We start from the raw sequence: 20,589 nt of genomic DNA on the forward strand, positions 1-20,589 counted from the left end.
TTTGGCACGCTGTTGAGTTCTCAAGGAACGGACGCTTCCTTCGTACTCACCCTCACGGGCTTTCCTCCGGGCTTTCCCTTCGGTCCTGCTGTTGTGCTTGTCTTGCTGCCTTGCGTCTCCGACTCTATCAGTCCTTTTCCCTCTCCCTGACCACCGATTCACAGGCATACGATTCGTAGGCATGCAAATGCGATGTGCAGAGACGATCAAGAATTGATAGCTGCCATCGGCCCCCGACTCAAAGTCTCACTGGGGCCAGGCAGGAGTACGACCCTACATGCCGTCCACCGGCACAAGCAAATCGTTTCCGGCTCCTCCGGGGTCCGCCAACCGGCTGGTCTCCCACGGAACCGGCACTTCCTATGACTTACCCTTCTGAACAGTACGTCGTCCCATCACAGGCGGTGACGGCGGCCCGATCCCCCGCCCCCTGGGAGGCCCCATGACCATCGTGACCGCCCCGCTGCCCGGCCGCGCCATCGGACTCGGCGCTGTACCCGATCCGGTCTTCGCCGGCGCGATGGTGGGACCCGGGATGGCCATCGATCCGGTCCGGGAGCCAGGCGAGGCCGTCTCTCCCGTCGACGGTGTCGTGGTCTCGCTGCACCCGCACGCCTTTGTCGTCGTGGACTCGGACGGGCGTGGAGTGCTGACGCATCTCGGGATCGACACCGTCCAGCTCAACGGTGAGGGATTCGAGCTGCTCGTCGACAAGGGGGACAACGTCACACGCGGTCAGGGGGTCGTGCGCTGGAACCCCGTCGCCGTCGAAGAGGCCGGCAAGTCGCCGGTCTGCCCCGTCGTCGCGCTCGAAGCCACGGCCGACTCGCTCTCCGACGTCCGGGAGGACGGCGAGGTGAAGACCGGCGACACACTCTTCGGCTGGCAGTGACGCCGGTGCCGTATGTCAGGGATGAGCGCGGCGCGCTTGTCGTACTTCCCTCGCGGCGACCGGCTCGCCGCATAAGCGGAGACGGGTGAGATGGAGACAACGCTGCGAGGCGTCGGGGTCAGCCACGGAGTGGCGATCGGCGAGGTCAGGCATATGGGGACCGCGGTGCTGGAGCCGCCGGCCAAGCGGATTCCGGCGGAGGAGGCGGAGCGTGAGCAGGGGCGGGCCCGCCAGGCCGTCGACGCGGTGGCGGCCGATCTGATCGCTCGCGGGAACCTGGCCGGCGGAGAGGCCCAGGGGGTCCTCGAAGCTCAGGCGATGATGGCGCAGGACCCTGAGCTGATGGCCGATGTGGACCGGCGGATCGCGGTCGGGAGCACCGCCGAGCGGGGTGTGTACGACGCGTTCGCCTCCTACCGCGCGCTGCTCGCCAATGCCGGGGAGTATCTGGCCGGGCGGGTCGCGGACCTGGACGATGTGCGGAATCGTATCGTCGCCCGTCTGCTGGGCGTTCCGATGCCGGGGGTGCCGGACAGTGACGAGCCCTATGTACTGATCGCCCGCGATCTGGCCCCCGCGGACACCGCGTTGCTCGACCCCGCTCTGGTGCTGGGTTTTGTGACCGAGGAGGGCGGGCCGACAAGTCACAGCGCGATTCTGGCGCGCGCGCTCGGGGTGCCCGCGGTGGTCGCGCTGCCGGGTGCGCAGGAGCTGGCCGAGGGCACGGTGATCGCGGTCGACGGCAGCACCGGCGACATCTTCGTCGAGCCGGGTCCGAGGAAGCGGGCCGAGCTCGAACAGGCCGCCCTCGCGCGGAAGGCCACACTGTCCTCGTCCATCGGGCCCGGTGCGACATCGGACGGTCATACGGTGCCCCTGCTGGCGAACATCGGCGGTCCCGCGGATGTGCCGGCCGCCGTCGCGGCGGGTGCCGAGGGCGTCGGGCTCTTCCGTACCGAGTTCCTGTTCCTGGACGACAGCGGGCGGGCGCCGTCGGAGGAGAGGCAGATCGAGGCGTACCGCACGGTGCTCGAAGCCTTTCCCGAGGGGCGGGTGGTCGTACGGGTGCTGGACGCCGGCGCGGACAAGCCACTGGCCTTCCTCACCCCGGCCGACGAGCCGAACCCGGCGCTCGGGGTACGCGGTCTGCGGAGTCTGCTGGACCACCCCGATGTGCTGCGGACGCAGTTGACCGCGCTGGCGAAGGCCGCCCAGGGGCTTCCCGTGCATCTGGAGGTCATGGCGCCGATGGTGGCGGACCGTACGGACGCGAAGGCGTTCGCGGATGCCTGCCGTGAGGCCGGGCTGAGCGCGAAGTTCGGTGCCATGGTGGAGATTCCGTCCGCGGCTCTGCGGTCGCGCTCCATTCTCCAGGAGGTGGAGTTCCTTTCTCTGGGGACCAATGACCTGGCGCAGTACACCTTCGCCGCCGACCGGCAGGTGGGTGCCGTGTCGCGGTTGCAGGATCCCTGGCAGCCCGCGCTGCTGGATCTGGTGGCGCTGTCGGCCGAGGGTGCCAGGGCCGAGGGCAAGAGCTGCGGGGTGTGTGGTGAGGCGGCCTCCGATCCGCTGCTCGCCTGCGTGCTCACCGGACTCGGTGTGACCTCGCTGTCGATGGGAGCGGCCTCGATTCCGTACGTGCGGTCGGCGCTCGCGCAGCACACACTGGCCCAGTGTGAGCGTGCCGCCGCCGCCGCGCGGGCCGCGGACACCGCCGACGAGGCCAGGACGGCCGCGCGGGCGGTGCTGTCCGGCGAGTGACCGGAACGGGCTGACGCCGGTGCGGTGTTGGTGCCGGTGGAGGGGCTTCCCCGCCGTGGTGTGCGGTGGGGAAGCCCCTTGCTCGCTCAGTGGTGGGTGCCGGTGTCGTCGAGGCGGAGGGCGAATCCCGCGCGGTACTCCACGCCGGGCTCCGGGGAGAGCGGCTCTCCGGTGTCCGCGTCCGTGCAGTAGGCGTTGAAGACCTCGGCCTCGGTGAGCGGGACGGGTTCGCCGCGGTCCAGTCGCCAGCCGTGCAGCCGGTCGGGGGTGCCGGTGCCGGGCCCTGTCGTACGCAGGACGACCCCGCCCGTGCTCTCCAGGGCGATGCCCAGGGCCAGCACACTGACGAACTCGGCTCCTTCGGTGGAGCCGAGCAGGGCGGGCGCCCCTTCGGGACTGTCGATGTGGAGGACGGCGAGAAGCTGTTCGCCGGCGGCGGGGACGCTGGAGACGAGATGGTGGGTGCCGGGGCCCGCCGCTTCGAGAAGCCTCTCCAGGATGTGGGAGGCGCGGTCGAAGGCCGCGCCTCCGATGTCCTGGCCGCAGTCGGCGCACTCCCCGAGGCCGGCGAGGACCGTGGTCGCGTACTCCCATGTCGCTCTGCGGACAGCGGTGCTGATCAGCAGGGGCACGAGACGGTCGATGGGCCGGCCCTCATGGGCGACGGCCGCTCCGCTCCCGGGGAGCGTGGCCGTGAAGCGGCTGCGGCTGACGGCGGAGTCCGGATCGAGTCCCCTCTCCGCGCAGTACTCCGCGAACTCCTCGGGGTCGAAGAGTCCGACGGTGATGTGCACACCCCGGGACGCCAGGGATGTGAGCAGTCCGTCGATCTGCCGCAGATAGGCGGCGTGGTCGTCGAAGGTGAAGGTGCGGTAGCGGCGCATCGCCGTGAAGTCCTGCTCGTCGGCGAGCAGGCCGACGGTGCTGGGGACTTCGCGGCGCAGTCCGCGCCGTGTGGTCCTGGCCGTCCGCCGGGGTCCCGGCCGGGCGGGCCTGGGCCTCTCCGTGCCGCCGGTGCGCCGCCGCTGTCCGGTCCGGTTCTGGTCCCGCTCGGTGTGCGCCATGTCTCCCCCTGAGTGCTGTCGGTCACTGCTCACTCACCGTAACCGGGGGGTCTGACAACGGTGCTCTTCCGTGGTCCCGCGGTCGTCAGTGGCGGGTGCGGGCGAGGTCCTCGTAGAAGCGCAGCAGATCGAGATTGTCGACGGAGCCCGCGTTGACGGCCTTGTCCAGCGCCGTGCCCTGGAGGAGTCGTTTGACGGGGACCTCGATGCGCTTGCCGGTCAAGGTGTGCGGAATGCCGGGGACTTCGATGATCTCGTCGGGGACATGACGGGGGGAGAGCCGCTCGCGGATCGTCTCCTTGACCCGTGCGCGCAGGGTGTCGTCGAGGACGGCTTCCGGCGCGAGATGGACGAAGAGCGGCATCCAGTATCCGCCGTCCGGTTCTTCCAGGCCGATGACCAGGGATTCACGGATCTCGGGGAGGCGTTCGACGGCTTCGTAGATGTCGGCGGAGCCCATCCGGACCCCCTGGCGGTTCAGGGTGGAGTCGGATCGGCCGTGGATGACGACCGAACCGCGGTCGGTAAGGGTGATCCAGTCGCCGTGCCGCCAGACGCCGGGGAACATCTCGAAGTAACTGTCGTGGTAGCGGCTGCCGTCGGGGTCGTTCCAGAAGCGCACCGGCATGGACGGCAGCGGGTTGGCGACGACCAGTTCGCCGACCTCGCCGACGACCGGTACGCCCTGGGGGTCCCAGGCCTGGAGGTCCGTGCCCAGGCAGGGCGCCTGGAGTTCACCGATCTGGACGGGGAGGGTGGGTACGGCTCCGGCGAAACAGCTGCATACGTCGGTGCCGCCGCTGACGGAGGCGATCCACAGGTCCTCGGCCACATCGTCGTGGAGCCAGCGGAAGCCGTCGGGAGGCAGCGGTGAGCCGGTGGTGGCGACGCATTTCAGACGGGAGAGGTCATGGTCGCGGCCGGGGTGCGCCTCCGCCTTGCGGCAGGCCATGACATACGCGGCGGAGGTGCCGAAGACCGTGGTGCCGGTCCGCTCGGCCACGCCCCACTGGGCGTCGACGGCGGGAAAGCCGGGGCTGCCGTCGTACAGCACGATCGTGGTGCCGGTGAGCAGTCCGGAGACGAGGAAGTTCCACATCATCCAGCCCGTCGAGGTGTACCAGAAGAAGCGGTCCTCGGGGCCGAGGTCGAAGTGGAGGCCGATCTGTTTGAAGTGCTCCAGCAGAATGCCGCCCTGGGATTGGACGATCGCCTTGGGCAGGCCGGTGGTGCCTGAGGAGTACAGGACCCACAGCGGGTGGTCGAAGGGGACCTGTTCGAAGACGTCTCCCTCTTCCGCCCCGTCGGACGGCCCTGCCTTGTCGGGCGGCCCTGCCTCGTCGGACGGGGCGGTGCCCGCGGTGAGGGCCGCCCATTCGAGGGCGCCCTCGGGGGCCGGCGTGCCCAGGAGCGGGACATGGATGACGGCCCGCAGGGTGGGCAGCTCGCGGCGGAGTTCGGCGACCGTGCCGGTACGGTCGTGTTCCTTGCCGCCGTAGCGGTAGCCGTCGACGGTGATCAGCACGACGGGCTCGACCTGCTGGAAGCGGTCCAGGACGCCGCGGGCGCCGAAGTCGGGGGCGCAGGAGGTCCAGACTCCGCCGACGGCGGCGGTGGCGAGCAGCGCTACGGCCGCCTGCGGAATGTTGGGGAGATAGCCGCTCACCCGGTCGCCGGGGCGCACACCGAGGGCGCGGAGCTGCCGGGCGAGGGAGACGACCTGGCGCCGTAGCTCGAACCAGCTCAGCGAGATCTGTTCATGTGTCTCGTCCATATACAGGATGGCCGGGTCATGGGCGCGGGCCGGGTCCTCGGCCGTACGCAGGGCGTGCTCGGCGTAGTTGAGGGTGGAGCCGGGGAACCACTGGGCGCCGGGCATGGTGCGATCGCCCAGGACCTGGGTGTACGGGGTGGAGAAGCGCACCTCGAACCAGTCGGCGACGGCTTTCCAGAAGGTGTCGAGCTCCTCGACGGACCACCGGTGCAGCGCCGCGTAACCGCCTTCGGCCGGGGCTCCGTAGCGCTGGGCCGCCCAGGCCTGGAAGCGGGTGACACGCGCCGCGGCGATACGGCCGGGATCCGGCCGCCAGAGGGGGGCAGGGCTTGCTGCTGCGGTCATGGGGCGGCTCCCGGCGGGCTCGGCACCGATGTACGGCGCTGGTGTACTCGTCGCTTCGTGCTCGACGCTGGTGTGCGTCGGTCGCGCGCACGGGCGGGGTGTGCGCGTGACACGACTGACACGGACGATGCCATGTGATCGTCCCCCGCACCAGGTCTCATCCCCCATGGTCGACAGCGCGGATATGTGCTCTGACCACGGGTGAACGGGAGTTGAACGATGCCCCACGCACCTGGACCGGATGGCAGGCTGAGCGGCATGGACGGTCGTGAACTGGTGCGTTCGATGAAAGTGGTCGGTTCGGTGCAGGGGCTGCGCGCCATACGCTCGGCGTGGCGCGGGCGGCGTACGGATGCCAGGGAGCTGGCACCGCGCGGCGCGGAGCGGGCCCGGGTGCCGGGGCCGGTCAGCGGCGCGGAGCCGCTGCCGGGCGGCGGGATCGTACGGTTCGCGCGTGCGCGACTGCATGTGTGCGTCTCGGTGGGAGGCGCCGTGTTCTGGGGCTGGGACGGCGCCGAGGCGCTGCCCTCGTACGCGCTCGCCGACACCCCGCCGGAGCCGGACACCCGGGCCGGACTGGAGCCGGACACGGAGGGCGGCTGGCGGGTGGTGTCGGAGCGGGTGACGGTGGCGGTCTCGCGCCACGGCGGTGTGGAGGTGCGTACACCGGGGGGTGTGGTGCTGCGCCGGGAGCTGCCGCCGCGCTGGTGGGAGCCGGTCGGGGGCGGTCCCGCACGCTGGGTGCAGCGCAGCGAGGTGGCGGCGGACGCGCGGTTCTTCGGGCTGGGCGGGCGGGCGTCGGGGCCGCGGCTGCGGGACGGTACGTACCGCTTGTGGAACACCGATCCCGGCGGTGGCTTCGGTCCCGAGGACGACCCGCTGTATGTGACGATGCCGGTTCAGCTCGTGGTGGCCGACGGCGGGACGCATCTCGCCTTCCACGACAATTCCTGGGACGGCCGGGTCACTCTCCGGGAGGGCGAGGAGGGCGCGGGCTCGGGGCACGACCGGCCGGGCACGAGCGAGCTGCGGATGGACGGCGGGCCGCTGCGCTGCTGGGTGGTGACCGGTACGCCCGCGCGGGTGCTGCACGGCTGGACGGCGCTGACCGGGGCGCCCACTCCCCCGCCGTCCTGGGCGCTCGGTCCGCAGCACGCGCGCTGGGGTTTCGGCAGCGAGCGGGAGGTGCGGCGGATCGTCGCCGGCTACCGGAAGCATGAGCTGCCGCTCTCCGCGCTCCATCTCGACATCGATCACTACGACGCGCATCAGGTCTTCACCGTCGACCGGGAGCGCTTCCCGGATCTGCCGGGGCTGGCGGAGGAGCTGCGCGCGGACGGGGTGCGGCTGGTGTCGATCGTCGATCCCGCCGTGAAGGCGGAGCGCGGCAACGCCGTGTACGACAGCGGTTCCGCGGCCGGGGCGTTCGTGCGGGACGCGCGGGGGCGCGATGTCCAGGGGGTCGTATGGCCGGGCGAGAGCGTCTATCCGGACTTCACGGATCCGGCGGTGCGCGACTGGTGGGGCGGTCTCTACGAGGAGCGGCTGGCGCAGGGCTTCGCCGGGGTCTGGCACGACATGAACGAGCCGGTGTCCTTCGCCCCGTTCGGTGACACGACGCTGCCGCGTTCGGCCAGGCACCGGCTGGAGGGCAGGGGCGGGGACCACCGTGAGGCCCACAACGTCTATGGACTCGCCATGGCGCGGGCCGGCTTCGAGGGGCTGCGACGGCTCCGGCCCGATGAGCGTCCCTTCCTCTTCTCGCGTTCCGGCTGGGCGGGTATGCAGCGGTACGGGGGCACCTGGTCCGGTGATGTGTCGACGGGGTGGCCGGGGCTGCGGGCCTCGCTCTCGCTGGTGCTGGGGCTGGGGCTCTGCGGGGTGCCGTACTCGGGCCCCGATGTGGGCGGTTTCGACGGCAGTCCGTCGCCCGAGCTGTATCTGCGCTGGTTCCAGCTCGGGGCGTATCTGCCGCTGTTCCGTACACACGCGGCGATCGACGCGGGGCGCAGGGAGCCGTGGGAGTTCGGGCCGGAGGTGCTGGAACACGCCCGGACCGCGCTCGTCGGACGGGAACGGCTGCGGCCGTACTTCGTGACACTCGCCCAGCTCGCCCGGCTCACCGGGGCGCCGTACGCGCGTCCGCTGTGGTGGGGCGCTCCGGAGGACCGGGCGCTGCGTGACTGCGAGGACGCGTTCCTGCTCGGGGACGCGCTGCTGGTCGCGCCGGTGCTGGAGCGCGGTACGGACCGGCGGGCGGTACGTCTGCCGCGCGGGCGGTGGTACGACACGGCGACGGAGCGGGCGTACGACGGGCCCGGCCAGGTGCTGCTGGACGCGCCCCGTTCCCGTATCCCGGTACTGGCGCGGGCGGGTGCGGTGATTCCCGTACGGGGCGCGGACGGCGGCACGGAGCTGGAGGCATGGGCTCCGGCGGCGGGGCGCGCGGGCGGCGGTCTGGTGGTGCGGGACCCGGGTGACGGCTGGCGGAAGGCGGAGGTGGAGCGGTACACCTCGCGCATGGTGAACGGCGAGGTCCGGGTGTCACGGGTGACGGAGAACGGACCGGTGGAGCCGGAATGGCCGGTACGGGTCAGGGGGCGGTGAGGGGGCGGGCGTGCCGGTGAGGCGCGAAGGACGGTGAGCGGCGGGGCGGAGTGAGACGGGGCAGGGTGAGAGGGGCGGGGTGAGACGGCCGGGCGTGCCGGGGTGAGAGCGGCGGCCGGGGCGCCGGTCAGACGCCTCGCCCGGTGTCGTAGCGGCCGGCGAACCAGGACCGTACGGCCTCGGTGTGCAGCGGGAACGCCAGCCGCGCCGGGGCGCGCAGGACGTGCCAGCCCGATGTCTCCTCCGTGGGCGCCGAGGGCGGCAGCCGGCCGGCCTGCCGCTCCGGGAGCAGACCGAACAGCAGCAGATGGCCACCGGGGGAGCTGAGCGCGTCGGCCAGCCGTACGTCCGCGCTGTCCGCCTCGATCCCGGTCTCCTCGCGCAGCTCCCGTACGACCGCGTGCCGCCAGTCCTCGGCGTGGTCGATGAAGCCGCCGGGAAGGGCGATACCGCCGTACTCGGGCTCGATGGTGCGGGTGATGACGACCAGTCCGCCGCCCTGGTCGTCCGTCACGGGCACCAGGGCGATGGCGACGGGCAGCGGATTGCGGTAGGTGGTGGCTCCGCAGGCAGCGCAGGTACGGGGCCAGCCGGCCGTCGCCGGATACGCCGTGCCGCAGCTTCCGCAGTGCGAGTTCGGCACGGGCCTCTTCTTCGGCTCTGACACGTTCGGTTCTGACAGGTTCGGTTCTGACACGGACACGGACACGGACACGTTCTCGGGCTCGGACACGCGCGGACTGTATCCGATCACCCTTTCCCTCGGTCCCTGGAACTGATAGACGAAGATGCCCATGACAAGACTTCAGTCCGTGCTCCGTGTCCTGGCCGCCTCGGCCACCGCCGCGCTGTTCGCCGTCACCGCCCCCGCGCCCGCCGCCCAGGCCGCGCCGGAGCCGTCCGCGCCGGAGGAGTTCGTGGCCCTGCGCTCGGTCGCGCCGACGGTCATCGAGGAGATGCGCTACCTCACGCCGCACAACTTCCTGGGCGAGCCGGTGGACGGCTACCGGCAGCCGCTCTGCATCGTCACCCGCTCCACCGCCGAGGCGCTGCGGCAGGCGCAGTCCCTGCTGCGGAGGCAGGGCTACTCCCTGAAGGTGTACGACTGCTACCGGCCGCAGCGGGCCGTCGATCACTTCGTACGGTGGGCGAAGGATCTCCAGGACGAGCGGATGAAGGCGGAGTTCTATCCGCGTGTCGACAAGTCGCGGCTGTTCGAGGACGGTTACATCGCGGAGAAGTCGGGACACAGCCGGGGCAGCACGGTGGATCTCACCCTGGTGAGGCTGCCGGCCCTGCCGACGCGTCCGTACGTACCGGGCGAGAAGCAGGCTCCCTGCTACGGCCCGAAGGCCGAGCGCTTCCCCGACAACTCGGTCGACATGGGGACCGGTTTCGACTGTTTCGACACGCTCAGCCACACCGACGATCCCCGGGTCCAGGGTGAGCAGCGGGCGAACCGTCAACTGCTGAAGGCGACGCTGGCCGGGGTCGGATTCACCAATCTGGCCGAGGAGTGGTGGCACTTCACGCACAAGCCGGAGACCTTCCCGGACACCTACTTCGACTTCCCGGTGGCCTGGCGCTCGGTCGTACGGAACTGACGGCAGTACGGAACTGACGGCAATACGAAACGCCGCGGAGAGCAGGGCGACGGACGGCCGGGACCACCCCCGTGAGCCCCGGCCGCCCGTCTCCGGGACCAGACGCGGGAGAACCCGTATCCGGTTCTCCCGGGAGCGGTTACGGTGCCTCCATGGCGCAGCAGGATTTTGATTCGTACGAGGAATTCTGGCCCTACTACGTCGCCATGCACTCCAAGGCGGCGACCCGCTGGGTCCATCTCACCGGCACGCTCACCGGACTCGCGATCAGCGCCTACGGCCTGGCACGCGGGCGGAAGCGGTACGCGGCGGCCCTGCCGCTGATCGGTTACGCGACGGCCTGGCCCGCGCACTTCCTCATCGAGAGGAACAATCCCGCCAGCTTCGGGCATCCGGCCTGGTCGCTCCGCGGCGATGCGCGGATGATCCGGATGATGCTGGCGGGACGTGACCACGAGCTGGCCGGGATCTCGGAGAAGTGGCTCACCGAGCACCGCTGACCCGCCCGGCCGACCCACCGTCCGGCAGCAGGCCGGGCATCGCTCCAGGCATCACTCCGGTCGCGCTTCGGTCGTCGCTCCGGTCGTCGGAACTGCGCGTTCCGTACGTCTGTGTCAAGACCGTCCCTGAACTGCGCGTGCTGTCAATGACCTTGACGCTCCCTGACGAGCCGGTGAACACTCACTCTTCGCCGTCAGCGCCGCGGGTAGGCGCGCTCAGCACGCTCGTCATGGAGATCCGGGGCGGACGACCCCGGGCCAGGTCTAGGAGCCGCTTTGAGCAATGGGGACATATTCGTCGGTGAGTTCATCGGAACGGCCATACTCATCCTCTTCGGCGCGGGAGTCTGTGCCGCGGTCACGCTGCATCACTCCAAGGCGAAGGCCGCCGGCTGGGTGGTGATCGCCTTCGGCTGGGGCTTCGGCGTACTGGCGGGCGCGTACACCTCCGCGCCGCTGTCGGGAGGCCATCTCAACCCCGCCGTGACCGTCGGTATCGCGGTCGACACGGGCGAGTGGGACAAGGTCCCGCTCTACCTGCTCGGGCAGATGACGGGCGCGATCCTCGGCGCGGTGCTGTGCTGGCTGACGTACTACGCGCAGTTCCGGGCCAACGCCGACGCCGCGACGGCGCAGCCGACGCTCGGTATCTTCGCGACCGCGCCGGAGCTCCGCAGCCCGGTGGCAAACGTTGTCACCGAGGTGATCGCCACGACCGCGCTGGTCCTGCCGGTCCTGGCCTTCGGGAAGAACGCGGGCATCGGTATCGGCGAACTCCCCGGCGACGCCGGGGTGTACGGGTCCGGTATCTCCGTCCTGCTGGTCTCGCTGCTGGTCGTCGGGATCGGACTGTCGCTCGGCGGGCCCACGGGCTACGCCATCAATCCGGCCCGTGATCTGGGCCCCCGTATCGCGCACTCCCTGCTGCCGATACCCAACAAGGGCAGTTCCGACTGGGGTTACGCGTGGGTCCCGGTGGCCGGGCCGCTCATCGGCGGGCTGCTCGCCGGAGTCGTCTTCAACACGGCGTTCTGAGCGAGGCCCACGGGGCCGCTCCACGCACGCGGCTCCACGGACGACGCCGTACGCACACCGCCGCACGCACACCGCTTTCCGACCGACCGACCGATCAAGGGGACGTCATGACGGAGAAGTTCGTCGCCGCCATCGATCAGGGCACCACATCGAGCCGCTGCATCATCTTCGACCACGACGGCGCGATCGTCGCCGTCGACCAGCGTGAGCACCGGCAGATTTTTCCCAAACCCGGCTGGGTGGAGCACGACGCCACCGAGATCTGGTCCAAGGTCCAGGCCGTGGTGGCGGGAGCGCTGGACAAGGCGGGGATGCGGGCCGGTCAGCTCAGCGCGCTGGGGATCACCAACCAGCGCGAGACCACCGTCCTGTGGGACCGCGCGACCGGCCGACCCGTGCACAACGCGATCGTCTGGCAGGACACCCGTACCTCCGCGCTCTGCCGTGAACTCGGCGGCGAGGACGGTCAGAACCGGTTCCGTGACACCACCGGGCTCCCCCTGGCCAGCTACTTCTCCGGTCCCAAGGCGGCCTGGCTGCTGGACGAGGTGCCGGGGCTGCGGCGGCGCGCGGAGCGCGGCGAGATCGCCTTCGGGACGATCGACTCCTGGCTGATCTGGAATCTGACGGGCGGCACGGACGGCGGGGCGCATGTCACGGATGTGACGAACGCGTCCCGCACGATGCTGATGGATCTGGAGACCCTCCAGTGGGATCCGTCGATCCTCTCGGCGCTGCGGGTACCCGAGGCCGTCCTGCCGGAGATCAGGTCCTCGGCCGAGGTGTACGGGACGGCCGTCGGACGGTTGGCGGGGGTGCCGGTGGCGTCCGCGCTCGGCGACCAGCAGGCGGCGGTCTTCGGCCAGGCCTGCTACGACCCGGGCACCGCGAAGAACACCTATGGGACGGGCAGCTTTCTGCTGCTCAACACCGGTGAGCGGCCCGTACCGTCGAAGAGCGGGCTCATCACGACGCTCGGCTACAAGATCGGTTCGGAGGCGCCCGTCTACTGTCTGGAGGGGTCGATCGCGATCACCGGGGCCCTGGTGCAGTGGTTCCGTGACCAGCTCGGGCTCATCCGCAGTGCCGATGAGATCGAGTCGCTCGCCGCGAGTGTGGACGACAACGGCGGGGCGTATGTCGTACCGGCCTTCTCGGGGCTGTTCGCGCCGTACTGGCGCTCCGACGCGCGCGGGGTGATCACCGGTCTGACGGGCTATGTCACCAAGGCGCATCTGGCCCGAGCGGTGCTGGAGGCGACGAGCTGGCAGACCCGTGAGGTGGTCGACGCGATGTACCAGGACTCAGGCGTACCGATCACCACGCTGAAGGTGGACGGCGGGATGACCGCCAACCATCTGCTGATGCAGCATCAGGCGGATGTGCTGGGGGTACCGGTGATCCGGCCGAAGGTCTCGGAGACGACCTGTCTGGGCGCGGCGTACGCGGCGGGCCTCGCGACCGGTGTCTGGTCGGATCTCGACGAGCTGAAGGCGCACTGGAAGCGTGATGCCGAGTGGTCGCCGCGGATGGAGGCGGAGGTGCGCGAGCGCGAGTACGGCAACTGGCGCAAGGCGGTGGAGCGCAGCCTCGGCTGGCACGAGGAGGAGACCCGGTAGCGGAACCGCGGTGGAGGAGCCGGGTGCCGGTGCACCGTCCGGGCCCGTACGGAGGCGTTCCGTACGGACCCGAGCGCCGGCCGGCGCGGGGCTCGGCTCCCCGCTCAGGTGGTGGTGGCGTGTTCGCGTTGCAGCGCCGCGCGGGTCATGGCGTGCTCGACGACCGTCACCAGCACTTCCTTGACGGACTCGCGCTCGCGCGCGTCGCACATCACCAGCGGGACCTCGGGGTCCAGATCGAGTGCGGCCCGTACGGTCTCGGCCGGGAACCGGCCCGCGCCCTCGAAGCAGTTGACGGCGACGGTGAACGGGATGGCGCGCCGCTCGAAGTAGTCGACCGCCGCGAACGAGTCCGCCAGCCGCCGGGTGTCGGCCAGGACGACCGCGCCCAGGGCGCCCTGGGCCAGTTCGTCCCAGAGGAACCAGAAGCGGTCCTGGCCCGGGGTGCCGAAGACGTACAGCACCAGATCCTCGCGGAGGGTGATCCGGCCGAAGTCCATGGCGACCGTGGTGGTCGTCTTGCCCTCGACGCCGTCGACATCGTCGACGGGCCGGCCCGCCTCGCTCAGCATCTCCTCGGTACGGAGCGGTCTGATCTCGCTGACCGCGCCCACCAGGGTGGTCTTGCCCACGCCGAAGCCGCCCGCGACCAGGATCTTCAGCGTCACGGGCTCGACCGGACGCTGCCGCTGGCTAGAGCGCCCGTAGACCATTGATCACCTCGCGCAGAATGTTCACGTCCGGCAGCTCGGCCGGCGGAACGGGACGGGTTACGTGCACGATCTCGCTCTCGACGAGATCGCCGACCAGTACCCTGACCACCCCGACGGGGAGGTCGAGGCTCGCCGCCAGCTCGGCGATCGACTGGGGGCTGGCGAGACAGCGTTCCACGATCTCCACATGTTCCGGGGAGAGCGTCTGGTCCCGGGCGGGATCGCCGGCCGCGGGTTCGGGGACGACGATCGCGATCAGGTCGAGCCGGTGGCGCGTCGCGCTGCTGGTGCGGCCACGCGTCATCGCGTACGGGCGTACTACCGGTCCGGCCTCGCCGTCGAACCAGTGCTGCGGATCCTGACCTGCGTCACTCATCCCAGCCCACTCACCCTCCGGCGGGCAGACCGGTCCGGGGTGACGTGCCGAGATGGACACCGACCCGCTTGACCATCAGTGTCATCTCGTAGGCGACCTGACCCACGTCGGAGTCCGCGTCGGAGAGGACGGCCAGACAGCTCCCGTCGCCCGCGGCGGTGACGAAGAGGAACGCGTCGTCCAGTTCCACGACGGTCTGCCGGACACTGCCCGCCTCGAAGTGTCTGCCCACGCCCTTGGCGAGACTGTGGAATCCGGAGGCGACGGCCGCGAGATGCTCGCCGTCCTCGCGGGTGAGGTCCTTGGACGTGCCGGTGGCGAGGCCGTCGCCGGAGAGGACCACGGCTTTGCGGATGCTGGCGACCCGTTCGACGAGTTCGTCGAGGAGCCAGTTCAGCTCTCCCGAGCCGTTGGGGTCGGTGGCGTTGCGTACTGCGGCGTTCGGTGCGGTCATCGACCGTCCCCCTCCGATGTGGTTCCTGGTGTATCGCCGGGGCCGGTGGAGTCCTCGGCATCGTTCTGCCGACGACCGCGCTGCCAGCCCCGTTGGAGCGAAGCCATACGGCTGCGTACTTCGTCCGCGTCCCGTTCGGTGTCGTGGAGCGCGGCCGACGCCCGGTCGGCGGAGCGGTCCGGGGTGATGTCCCGCAACTGGGGGGCGAGGCTGGCCTGCCGGACCCGGCGGGGCAGTCCGTCGAGCAGGGAGGGGCCTTCTTCGGCGGGTCGCGGGGCACCGGAACCGGACGGCTGTGCCGGTACGCCGGACCAACCGCGGCCCGTTCCGTCGGCGGTCTGCTCCCGCTGCTCCCGCGCGGACGGGGCACGGCCCGGCTCGTCCAGGCGCCTGCCGCGGTCCACGACCAGCGTCGGGGGCTTGCGGCGGGGCAGGCTCACCGGCTCGGCGGAGCGCTGGGGCCCGGAGCCGGCGGCCTGCTGGTGCTGTTCGTGGCGTCCGCGCGGCTCCTGGGCGGCGCGGCCGTCACGCCGGTCGCGGAAGTCACGGCCGCCGTCACGTACATCGCGCGTGTCCCGTGCCTCACGTCCGTCGCGCATGTCCCGGGCGTCACGTGTGTCGCGCGGGTCGCCGCCGGAGTCACGGAGACGCTCACGGGCGCGGAACAGCCTTCCGCGCTCGCTTCCGGTCTCGTCGAGATCGCCGATACCGTCACCTCCGCCGAGAATGCCGTCGCCGCCGAGCACCGGTCCGTTCCCGATGCCCAGGGAGCCGACCGGCGCTTCCAGCTCGACAGGACCGTCGAGGACGGACGGGCCGCTGCCGCGCCCGGTGGGGACCTGCGCCAGCGCGGTGAGCCTGCCGCCCCCGCCGTCGGCGCGGTGGCGTCCGCCGCCCGCGGCCCTCTTGCGGTCGAGGCGGAAGCCGGTGCCCTCGGTCTCGGGCGCGTCGGTCAGCAGCGCGACGGGCAGGAAGACGATCGCGGTGGTGCCGCCGTACGGGGAGGGCTGGAGCGAGACGCGCACGTTCTGCCGCTGGGCGAGCCGGCTGACCACGAAGAGGCCGAGCCGGTCGGTGTCGGACAGTTCGAACTCGGGAGTCTCCGCGAGCCGCAGATTCGCGTCGAGCAGCACTTCGGGCGCCATACCGAGGCCGCGGTCGTGGATCTCCAGGGTGAAGCCGTTGGCGACCCGCTCGCCGTGCACCTGGACCGCGGTGTGCGGCGGTGAGAACACCGTGGCGTTCTCCAGGAGTTCGGCGATGAGATGGGTGAGGTCGGCGACCGCGGGGCCGCCGACACCGATCCGGGGGAGCCTGCGGACCTCGATGCGCTCGTAGTCCTCGACCTCGGCCACGGCGGCCCGTACGACGTCCATGAGCTGGACGGGCTTGCGCCACTGCCGTGAGGGCGCGGCTCCGGAGAGGATCACCAGGCCTTCGGCGTGCCGGCGCATACGGGTGGTGAGGTGGTCGAGCCGGAAGAGGTCGGCGAGTTCCTCGGTGTCCTCCGTACGGCGCTCCATGGTGTCCAGGAGCGTGAGCTGACGGTGGAGCAGGACCTGGTTGCGACGGGCGAGGTTGACGAACACCTCGGAGACACCGCGCCGCAGGTCGGCCTGTTTGACGGCGGCCTCGACCGCGGCGCGCTGGAGGGTGTTGAGCGCCTGGCCGACCTGGCCGACCTCGTCCCGTTCGTAGTCGAGCCGCGGTGCCTCGGTCTCCACGTCGACCTGTTCGCCGGCGGCGAGCCTGCGCATGACGCTGGGGAGCCTGACGCCGGAGACCTCGTGGGCCTCCTTGCGGAGCTGGGTCAGGTCACGGATCAGATCGCGGCCGACGCGTACGGATACGAACACGGAGACGAGGAGCGCGACGAAGCCCACGGTGCCGGCCAGGATGAGCCGGATGAAGACCTCCTGGCGCACGGGGTCGATATGAGCGCGGTAGAGGGCGTCGGCCTTGGCGCTCTCGCTGGTCAGGTCCTCCAGCACGGGGGCGGTCATCTTCTGCCAGAGCGCGATGTCGACGCTCTTCGGGTCACTGGTGGGCCCGGCTTCGATGAGGTCGTCCTCGGTCTGGCGCAGCGCGAGCGTGGCGGGGGTGCGCCAGTACTGTTCGAGCGTCACCCGGTCGGTGAGCGGCAGGTCGGAGAGATTGGTCTGGTAGAGGACGGTGCGGCCGGCGACCAGATCGGAGAGCGAGCGGATGTCCGCGGCGGTGAGCCGGCGCGCGATCAGCCCGGAGGCGACCACCGCGTCCTCGCGGGAGAGCATCTCCTTGGCGCGGCCGAGACCGACCAGCGCGCGGCCCCAGTTGTCCCCGTCCACGTCCTCGTGGCCGTACAGGGACGCGAGGAAGGTGTGTCCGGGGTCCACGAGCTGGTTGTAGAAGTCGAGCGCCCGTTCACGGGTGACGGTGCTCTCGTCCACGGAGCGGCGCATCAGGTCGAGGCCGTCCAGGGCGCCCATGAGCACGTTGAACCGCTCGTGCGTGGTGGTGTCCATCCGGTCGCGCACCGCGAGGATGGCGTTCTTCCTGACGAGGGCCACGGCCGTGTCGGTGTCGGCCCGGCGGGTGCGGAGTTCGTTCGTCGCGTTCGCGCCGCGCGGGTCGGAGAGATAGATGAGTGTCTGCCGGCGCTCGCTCTGGAGGACGAGGATCGCGTCCTCGACGGGGTGGCCGATCTTCTTGATGACATGGCCGATGTCCAGGAGCTGATTGGCCTGGCCGCCGGTGAGGACGGAGATGAAGGCCCACATGACGCTGAGCGCGACGAGCGGCACGAGCAGCAGCGCCACGATCTTCCGGCGGATGGATTTCCCGCGAAAGCGCATGGCCTCCCCCAGCTCGATCCCCGCCCGGTGCGGGAGATACTCCGTCAGCAAACGGCGCGAGCCTACTACTGTCACACCGGCAACTCGAAGACACATCCGGATGATTTTCGGCCGCTCCATGGCATCTTGATCACGAGTTGTCCCGGTTTTCGGCGAGTTGCCTTGCACCTCGGGAAGACCAGGGGCGGAGCCGGACGGCGCGTACAGGCCTGGTCAGTTGGCTTGAATCATTCGGTCGGCCCTTCGCCGGGAATCTTCACGCGCCGCCATTCGTCCTTGTGTACGGGGATCAGGGGGAAGCGGAAAGCGCTGCGGGCGGTTCGCGTATCACATTCGGTTCCATGGCCGGCGTGAATCGCGACGAGGCGGGCAGTCACCCTTGAGTCGGACAGTGGACAGTGGTTGGGGAGTGACGTCCATGGAGACGGATGAGCGGCGTGGCGCGGCGCCGGCGGGTGGGATCGCGGAGGTGTCCCGGGGGCTCTGGACCGAGGAGCCCGCGGCGCGGTATCGCATGCCGGATCCGGTGAGAACGGCGGCGGTCCGGGCGGTGATCATAGCGGCGGTGACACTGATTCAGGCCATGGTGGCCTTCCTCAGCACACTCGCGGGCTCCTGGCTGGCGTTCCCGATGGTGCTGAGCAGTGTGGCCTCCACGGTGGTGGCGACCTGGGGCGTACTGGACGTATGGGTCACGCGCCAGGTGTGGAACCAGCGCCATGGCGTGATCTCCGCGCCCAGCAGCACGGCCCGGCGGCTCCGCAGGGAGCGGCGCAGGGCCAGGCGCGCGGCGAGGAGCGCGGCGCGCGAGGCCGCGCGAATACGGCGGCGGAGCCGGCGGCATCGGAACAGCCTGAGCGAGGCCTGAACGCGCCGTCGGGTGACCCGTTGACGCGCTCCGGTCACCCGACGGCGGCCCCGGTCACTTGACGGCTGCCCCGGTACTCGGTCACCGGCTCCGGGGTCCGGGCTCCGGGGTCCGCCGGAACATCCGGGTCGCGGTGATCTCGCCGTGCACGGGCTCACCGTCCGGGTCCGGCTGGGGCAGTCCTGGGCGCAAGTGTTCCTCGACGCTGATGTATTTGAGTCCCGCGCGCAGATCGGCGTCATTGCGCAGCCGGATGACCAGGGGGAACTCCGCGAGCGCCGTCGTGTCGAAGAGACCCGTGGTGTAGAGGAGCTGCACGCCCAGGGCGTCCGAGACCGCGCGCTGGAGCTCCAGCAGATAGGTGGCGTTGGCGCGGCCGATCGGATTGTCGAGGAAGAGCGTGCCCGCGTGACGGTGTTTGTCGCGGCCCCGGTCGTTGCTGCGCAGGGCGGCCATCGTGCAGTACAGCGCGATCGCGGCGGTCAGAAGCTGACCGCCGGAGAAGACATCGCCCATCTGTCCGACCGGGACCCGCTCCGCGCGCAGTACGGCGTCGGGCTTGAGGATCTCGACGACGACCCCCTTGGGCTGGAGCGCCGCCTGAACACCGCGCAGCAGCAGGGACATTCCGTCCCTGCGAAGGTCGGAGTTCTTCTTCAGGGCGGCGCGGGTCGCCTCGTCGACGACCTCCCCGAGCCGCTCGATGAGCACCGCCCTGTCCGGCTCCTCGAAGCGGATCCGCAGGAACTCCTGGCCCGACCACTCCCCGAGGCCTTCCGGGAGCCGGGAGAGCCGCTGTGCCGAGCGGAGCGTCGTCAGCGCGGACTCGACCAGACCGCGCAGCCGGTCGACGATGGAGTCGCGGTTGCGTTCGAGCTGTGCCAGTTCGTCCGTCAGCACACGCAGCCGGGGGGCGAAGGCCTGGGCCCAGGAGGCGGCGTGCTCGGGCAGCGCGGACGCGGGCAGTTCGCGGATCTGCTGGCGCGCGGGTGTGCGCACCTGTTCGTAGCGGGTCGCGTTGGCGTGCCGTACGAGCACATCACACGCTTCCCGTACGCCGGTCTCGGCGGCGGAGAGGTCGGCGGCACAGGCGCGCAGGGAGCGACGGGCCTCCGCCATGGCGAGCCGTGCCTCCGCCGGGCCGCCGGGATAGGGCTCGGGCGGCTGGGATGTCTCCTCGTCCCCGTCGTCCTCGGCCACGGCGCCCCGGAGCAGATCGCGCAGGAGAGCGGCGGTCTCGTCGAAGCCGCCCGCCGCGTCCTCGGCGGCGCGGTGGGCGTGGAGCAGTTCGGTGTGGGCGTCGCGCGCGGTCTCCAGCGCGTCGGTCCTGACGGCGAGTTCGGTGGTGGCGGTGCGCAGGAGGCTCCGCGCCTTCTCGGCGTCGGCGGGCACCAGTTCCCCGGGCAGCTCGGTGTGCGCTTCGCCGTCGGCCGGGGCGAGCCGCTCGGCCTCGCCCCGGAAACGGCCGAGTTGCTCGCTGGCGGCCGAGGCGCGCGACTCCAGCATCTGTACGAGCGATTCGGCGCGGGCCGCCGCCGCCTGCCGGGACGGGCCGTCGGCGCCGTCCGTCGATTCGAGCAGCTGGGCGGCCCGGTTGCGCACCTTGTTGGTGAGCCGGTCCAGCTCGGCGAGCGCGGCGCTCTCGTCGCTCTCGGCGCGGGCCTGTTCGGCCCGCAGATCGGCGCCGACGCCCACCTTCTCGTAGAGCTGGGAGGCGGCGCGATAGGCCTCGCGCAGGGCGGGCAGCGCGGTGCGGGACGCGTCGGGCCCCCGCTCGGGTACGGTCTCGGGCGCGCCCGCGATCTCGGCGCGCTCGGCGCGCAGGGCGCGGGCCGTACGGCGGGCGTCGTCCGCGGCGCGCTGGGCGGCCCTGCGGTCCTCGTCGGCGGCGCGGGCCCGCTCCAGACACACGGCCGCCCGTGCCTCGGACTCGGCGGTCTCGTCGGCCAGTTCGCGCAGCTTCGCCTGCCAGCCGGACCGCTCACGGAGCCGGAACGCGAGCCCGGCCAGGGCGTCCGCGGCGCGGCGGGCACGCTGGGCGGCCTCCTGCCGCTCGTCACGGACCCGCGCGGTGTCGGCGGCGGACTCGTCCGCCTCGGCCCGTACCGTACGGGCCTCGGCGAGGGCCGCCGCGGCCGTCTCC

Annotated in this window: 15 protein-coding genes and 1 pseudogene; 8 read left to right on the forward strand and 8 right to left on the reverse strand. The window is 71.1% G+C overall.

The features are described 5' to 3' along the window. Positions 1-442 precede the first annotated feature (442 nt). The gene (locus ACWGDX_RS37190) at positions 443-892 is read left to right on the forward strand and encodes a PTS sugar transporter subunit IIA (RefSeq protein WP_453632949.1); all 450 of its coding nucleotides are present in this window, start codon (positions 443-445) and stop codon (positions 890-892) included. 90 nt (positions 893-982) lie between these two features. Next, on the forward strand, positions 983-2,653 hold the full coding sequence (ptsP, locus tag ACWGDX_RS37195) for a phosphoenolpyruvate--protein phosphotransferase (RefSeq protein ID WP_453632951.1): 1,671 nt from the start codon (positions 983-985) through the stop codon (positions 2,651-2,653). Positions 2,654-2,739: 86 nt separating this feature from the next. Here the strand turns inward: ptsP and ACWGDX_RS37200 are convergent, their stop codons facing one another. Both ACWGDX_RS37200 and ACWGDX_RS37205 read right to left on the reverse strand, forming a co-directional pair. Further along, positions 2,740-3,717 carry a hypothetical protein gene (locus ACWGDX_RS37200; RefSeq protein ID WP_453632953.1) on the reverse strand — a complete coding sequence of 326 codons (978 nt, stop codon included), beginning with the start codon at positions 3,715-3,717 and terminating at the stop codon, positions 2,740-2,742. A gap of 85 nt (positions 3,718-3,802) precedes the next feature. Next, the gene (locus ACWGDX_RS37205; protein WP_453632955.1) at positions 3,803-5,836 is read right to left on the reverse strand and encodes an acetoacetate--CoA ligase; all 2,034 of its coding nucleotides are present in this window, start codon (positions 5,834-5,836) and stop codon (positions 3,803-3,805) included. Positions 5,837-6,094: 258 nt separating this feature from the next. Here ACWGDX_RS37205 and ACWGDX_RS37210 point away from each other — a divergent pair, with 258 nt between their 5' ends. Further along, a complete protein-coding gene (locus ACWGDX_RS37210; protein WP_453632957.1) occupies positions 6,095-8,443 on the forward strand; it encodes a glycoside hydrolase family 31 protein in 2,349 nt (782 codons plus the stop codon). A gap of 127 nt (positions 8,444-8,570) precedes the next feature. Here the strand turns inward: ACWGDX_RS37210 and ACWGDX_RS37215 are convergent, their stop codons facing one another. Then, the gene (locus tag ACWGDX_RS37215) at positions 8,571-9,086 is read right to left on the reverse strand and encodes an NUDIX domain-containing protein (protein WP_453632959.1); all 516 of its coding nucleotides are present in this window, start codon (positions 9,084-9,086) and stop codon (positions 8,571-8,573) included. Between the two features lie 151 nt (positions 9,087-9,237). Here ACWGDX_RS37215 and ACWGDX_RS37220 point away from each other — a divergent pair, with 151 nt between their 5' ends. The 4 genes from ACWGDX_RS37220 to glpK all read left to right on the forward strand — a co-directional run bounded on the left by ACWGDX_RS37220 (position 9,238) and on the right by glpK (position 13,201). Further along, positions 9,238-10,047 (forward strand): M15 family metallopeptidase, encoded by an 810-nt coding sequence (locus tag ACWGDX_RS37220; protein WP_453632961.1) that lies wholly within the window; start codon positions 9,238-9,240, stop codon positions 10,045-10,047. Between the two features lie 152 nt (positions 10,048-10,199). After that, positions 10,200-10,547, forward strand: coding sequence for an Mpo1-like protein (locus tag ACWGDX_RS37225; RefSeq protein ID WP_453632962.1), 348 nt, complete (start codon positions 10,200-10,202; stop codon positions 10,545-10,547). Positions 10,548-10,823: 276 nt separating this feature from the next. Further along, a complete protein-coding gene (locus ACWGDX_RS37230) occupies positions 10,824-11,582 on the forward strand; it encodes an MIP/aquaporin family protein (RefSeq protein ID WP_453632964.1) in 759 nt (252 codons plus the stop codon). A 107-nt stretch (positions 11,583-11,689) separates the two neighbouring features. After that, the gene (glpK, locus tag ACWGDX_RS37235) at positions 11,690-13,201 is read left to right on the forward strand and encodes a glycerol kinase GlpK (RefSeq protein WP_453632966.1); all 1,512 of its coding nucleotides are present in this window, start codon (positions 11,690-11,692) and stop codon (positions 13,199-13,201) included. Positions 13,202-13,305: 104 nt separating this feature from the next. Here glpK and ACWGDX_RS37240 read toward each other — a convergent pair whose 3' ends face one another. The 4 genes from ACWGDX_RS37240 to ACWGDX_RS37255 are packed head-to-tail and all read right to left on the reverse strand — an operon-like array spanning position 13,306 to position 17,578. Further along, the gene (locus tag ACWGDX_RS37240) at positions 13,306-13,914 is read right to left on the reverse strand and encodes a GTP-binding protein (protein WP_453632968.1); all 609 of its coding nucleotides are present in this window, start codon (positions 13,912-13,914) and stop codon (positions 13,306-13,308) included. Beyond that, positions 13,895-14,290 carry a DUF742 domain-containing protein gene (locus ACWGDX_RS37245; RefSeq protein WP_453632969.1) on the reverse strand — a complete coding sequence of 132 codons (396 nt, stop codon included), beginning with the start codon at positions 14,288-14,290 and terminating at the stop codon, positions 13,895-13,897. Before ACWGDX_RS37245 ends, ACWGDX_RS37240 begins: the two co-directional genes overlap by 20 nt. Before the next feature lie 10 nt (positions 14,291-14,300). Further along, the gene (locus ACWGDX_RS37250; protein WP_453632971.1) at positions 14,301-14,744 is read right to left on the reverse strand and encodes a roadblock/LC7 domain-containing protein; all 444 of its coding nucleotides are present in this window, start codon (positions 14,742-14,744) and stop codon (positions 14,301-14,303) included. Further along, on the reverse strand, positions 14,741-17,578 hold the full coding sequence (locus tag ACWGDX_RS37255) for a nitrate- and nitrite sensing domain-containing protein (RefSeq protein WP_453632975.1): 2,838 nt from the start codon (positions 17,576-17,578) through the stop codon (positions 14,741-14,743). The genes ACWGDX_RS37250 and ACWGDX_RS37255 overlap by 4 nt, the downstream gene beginning before the upstream one ends. A 418-nt stretch (positions 17,579-17,996) precedes the next feature. On the opposite strand from ACWGDX_RS37255, the gene ACWGDX_RS37260 reads away from it, so the two are divergent. After that, entirely contained in the window at positions 17,997-18,446 is a 450-nt protein-coding gene (locus ACWGDX_RS37260) for a hypothetical protein (RefSeq protein WP_453632973.1), read from the forward strand. 81 nt (positions 18,447-18,527) lie between these two features. Here ACWGDX_RS37260 and ACWGDX_RS37265 read toward each other — a convergent pair. After that, a pseudogene (locus tag ACWGDX_RS37265) lies at positions 18,528-20,589 on the reverse strand (hypothetical protein); the annotation flags it as partial.

Source organism: Streptomyces sp. NPDC055025, from assembly GCF_053608565.1.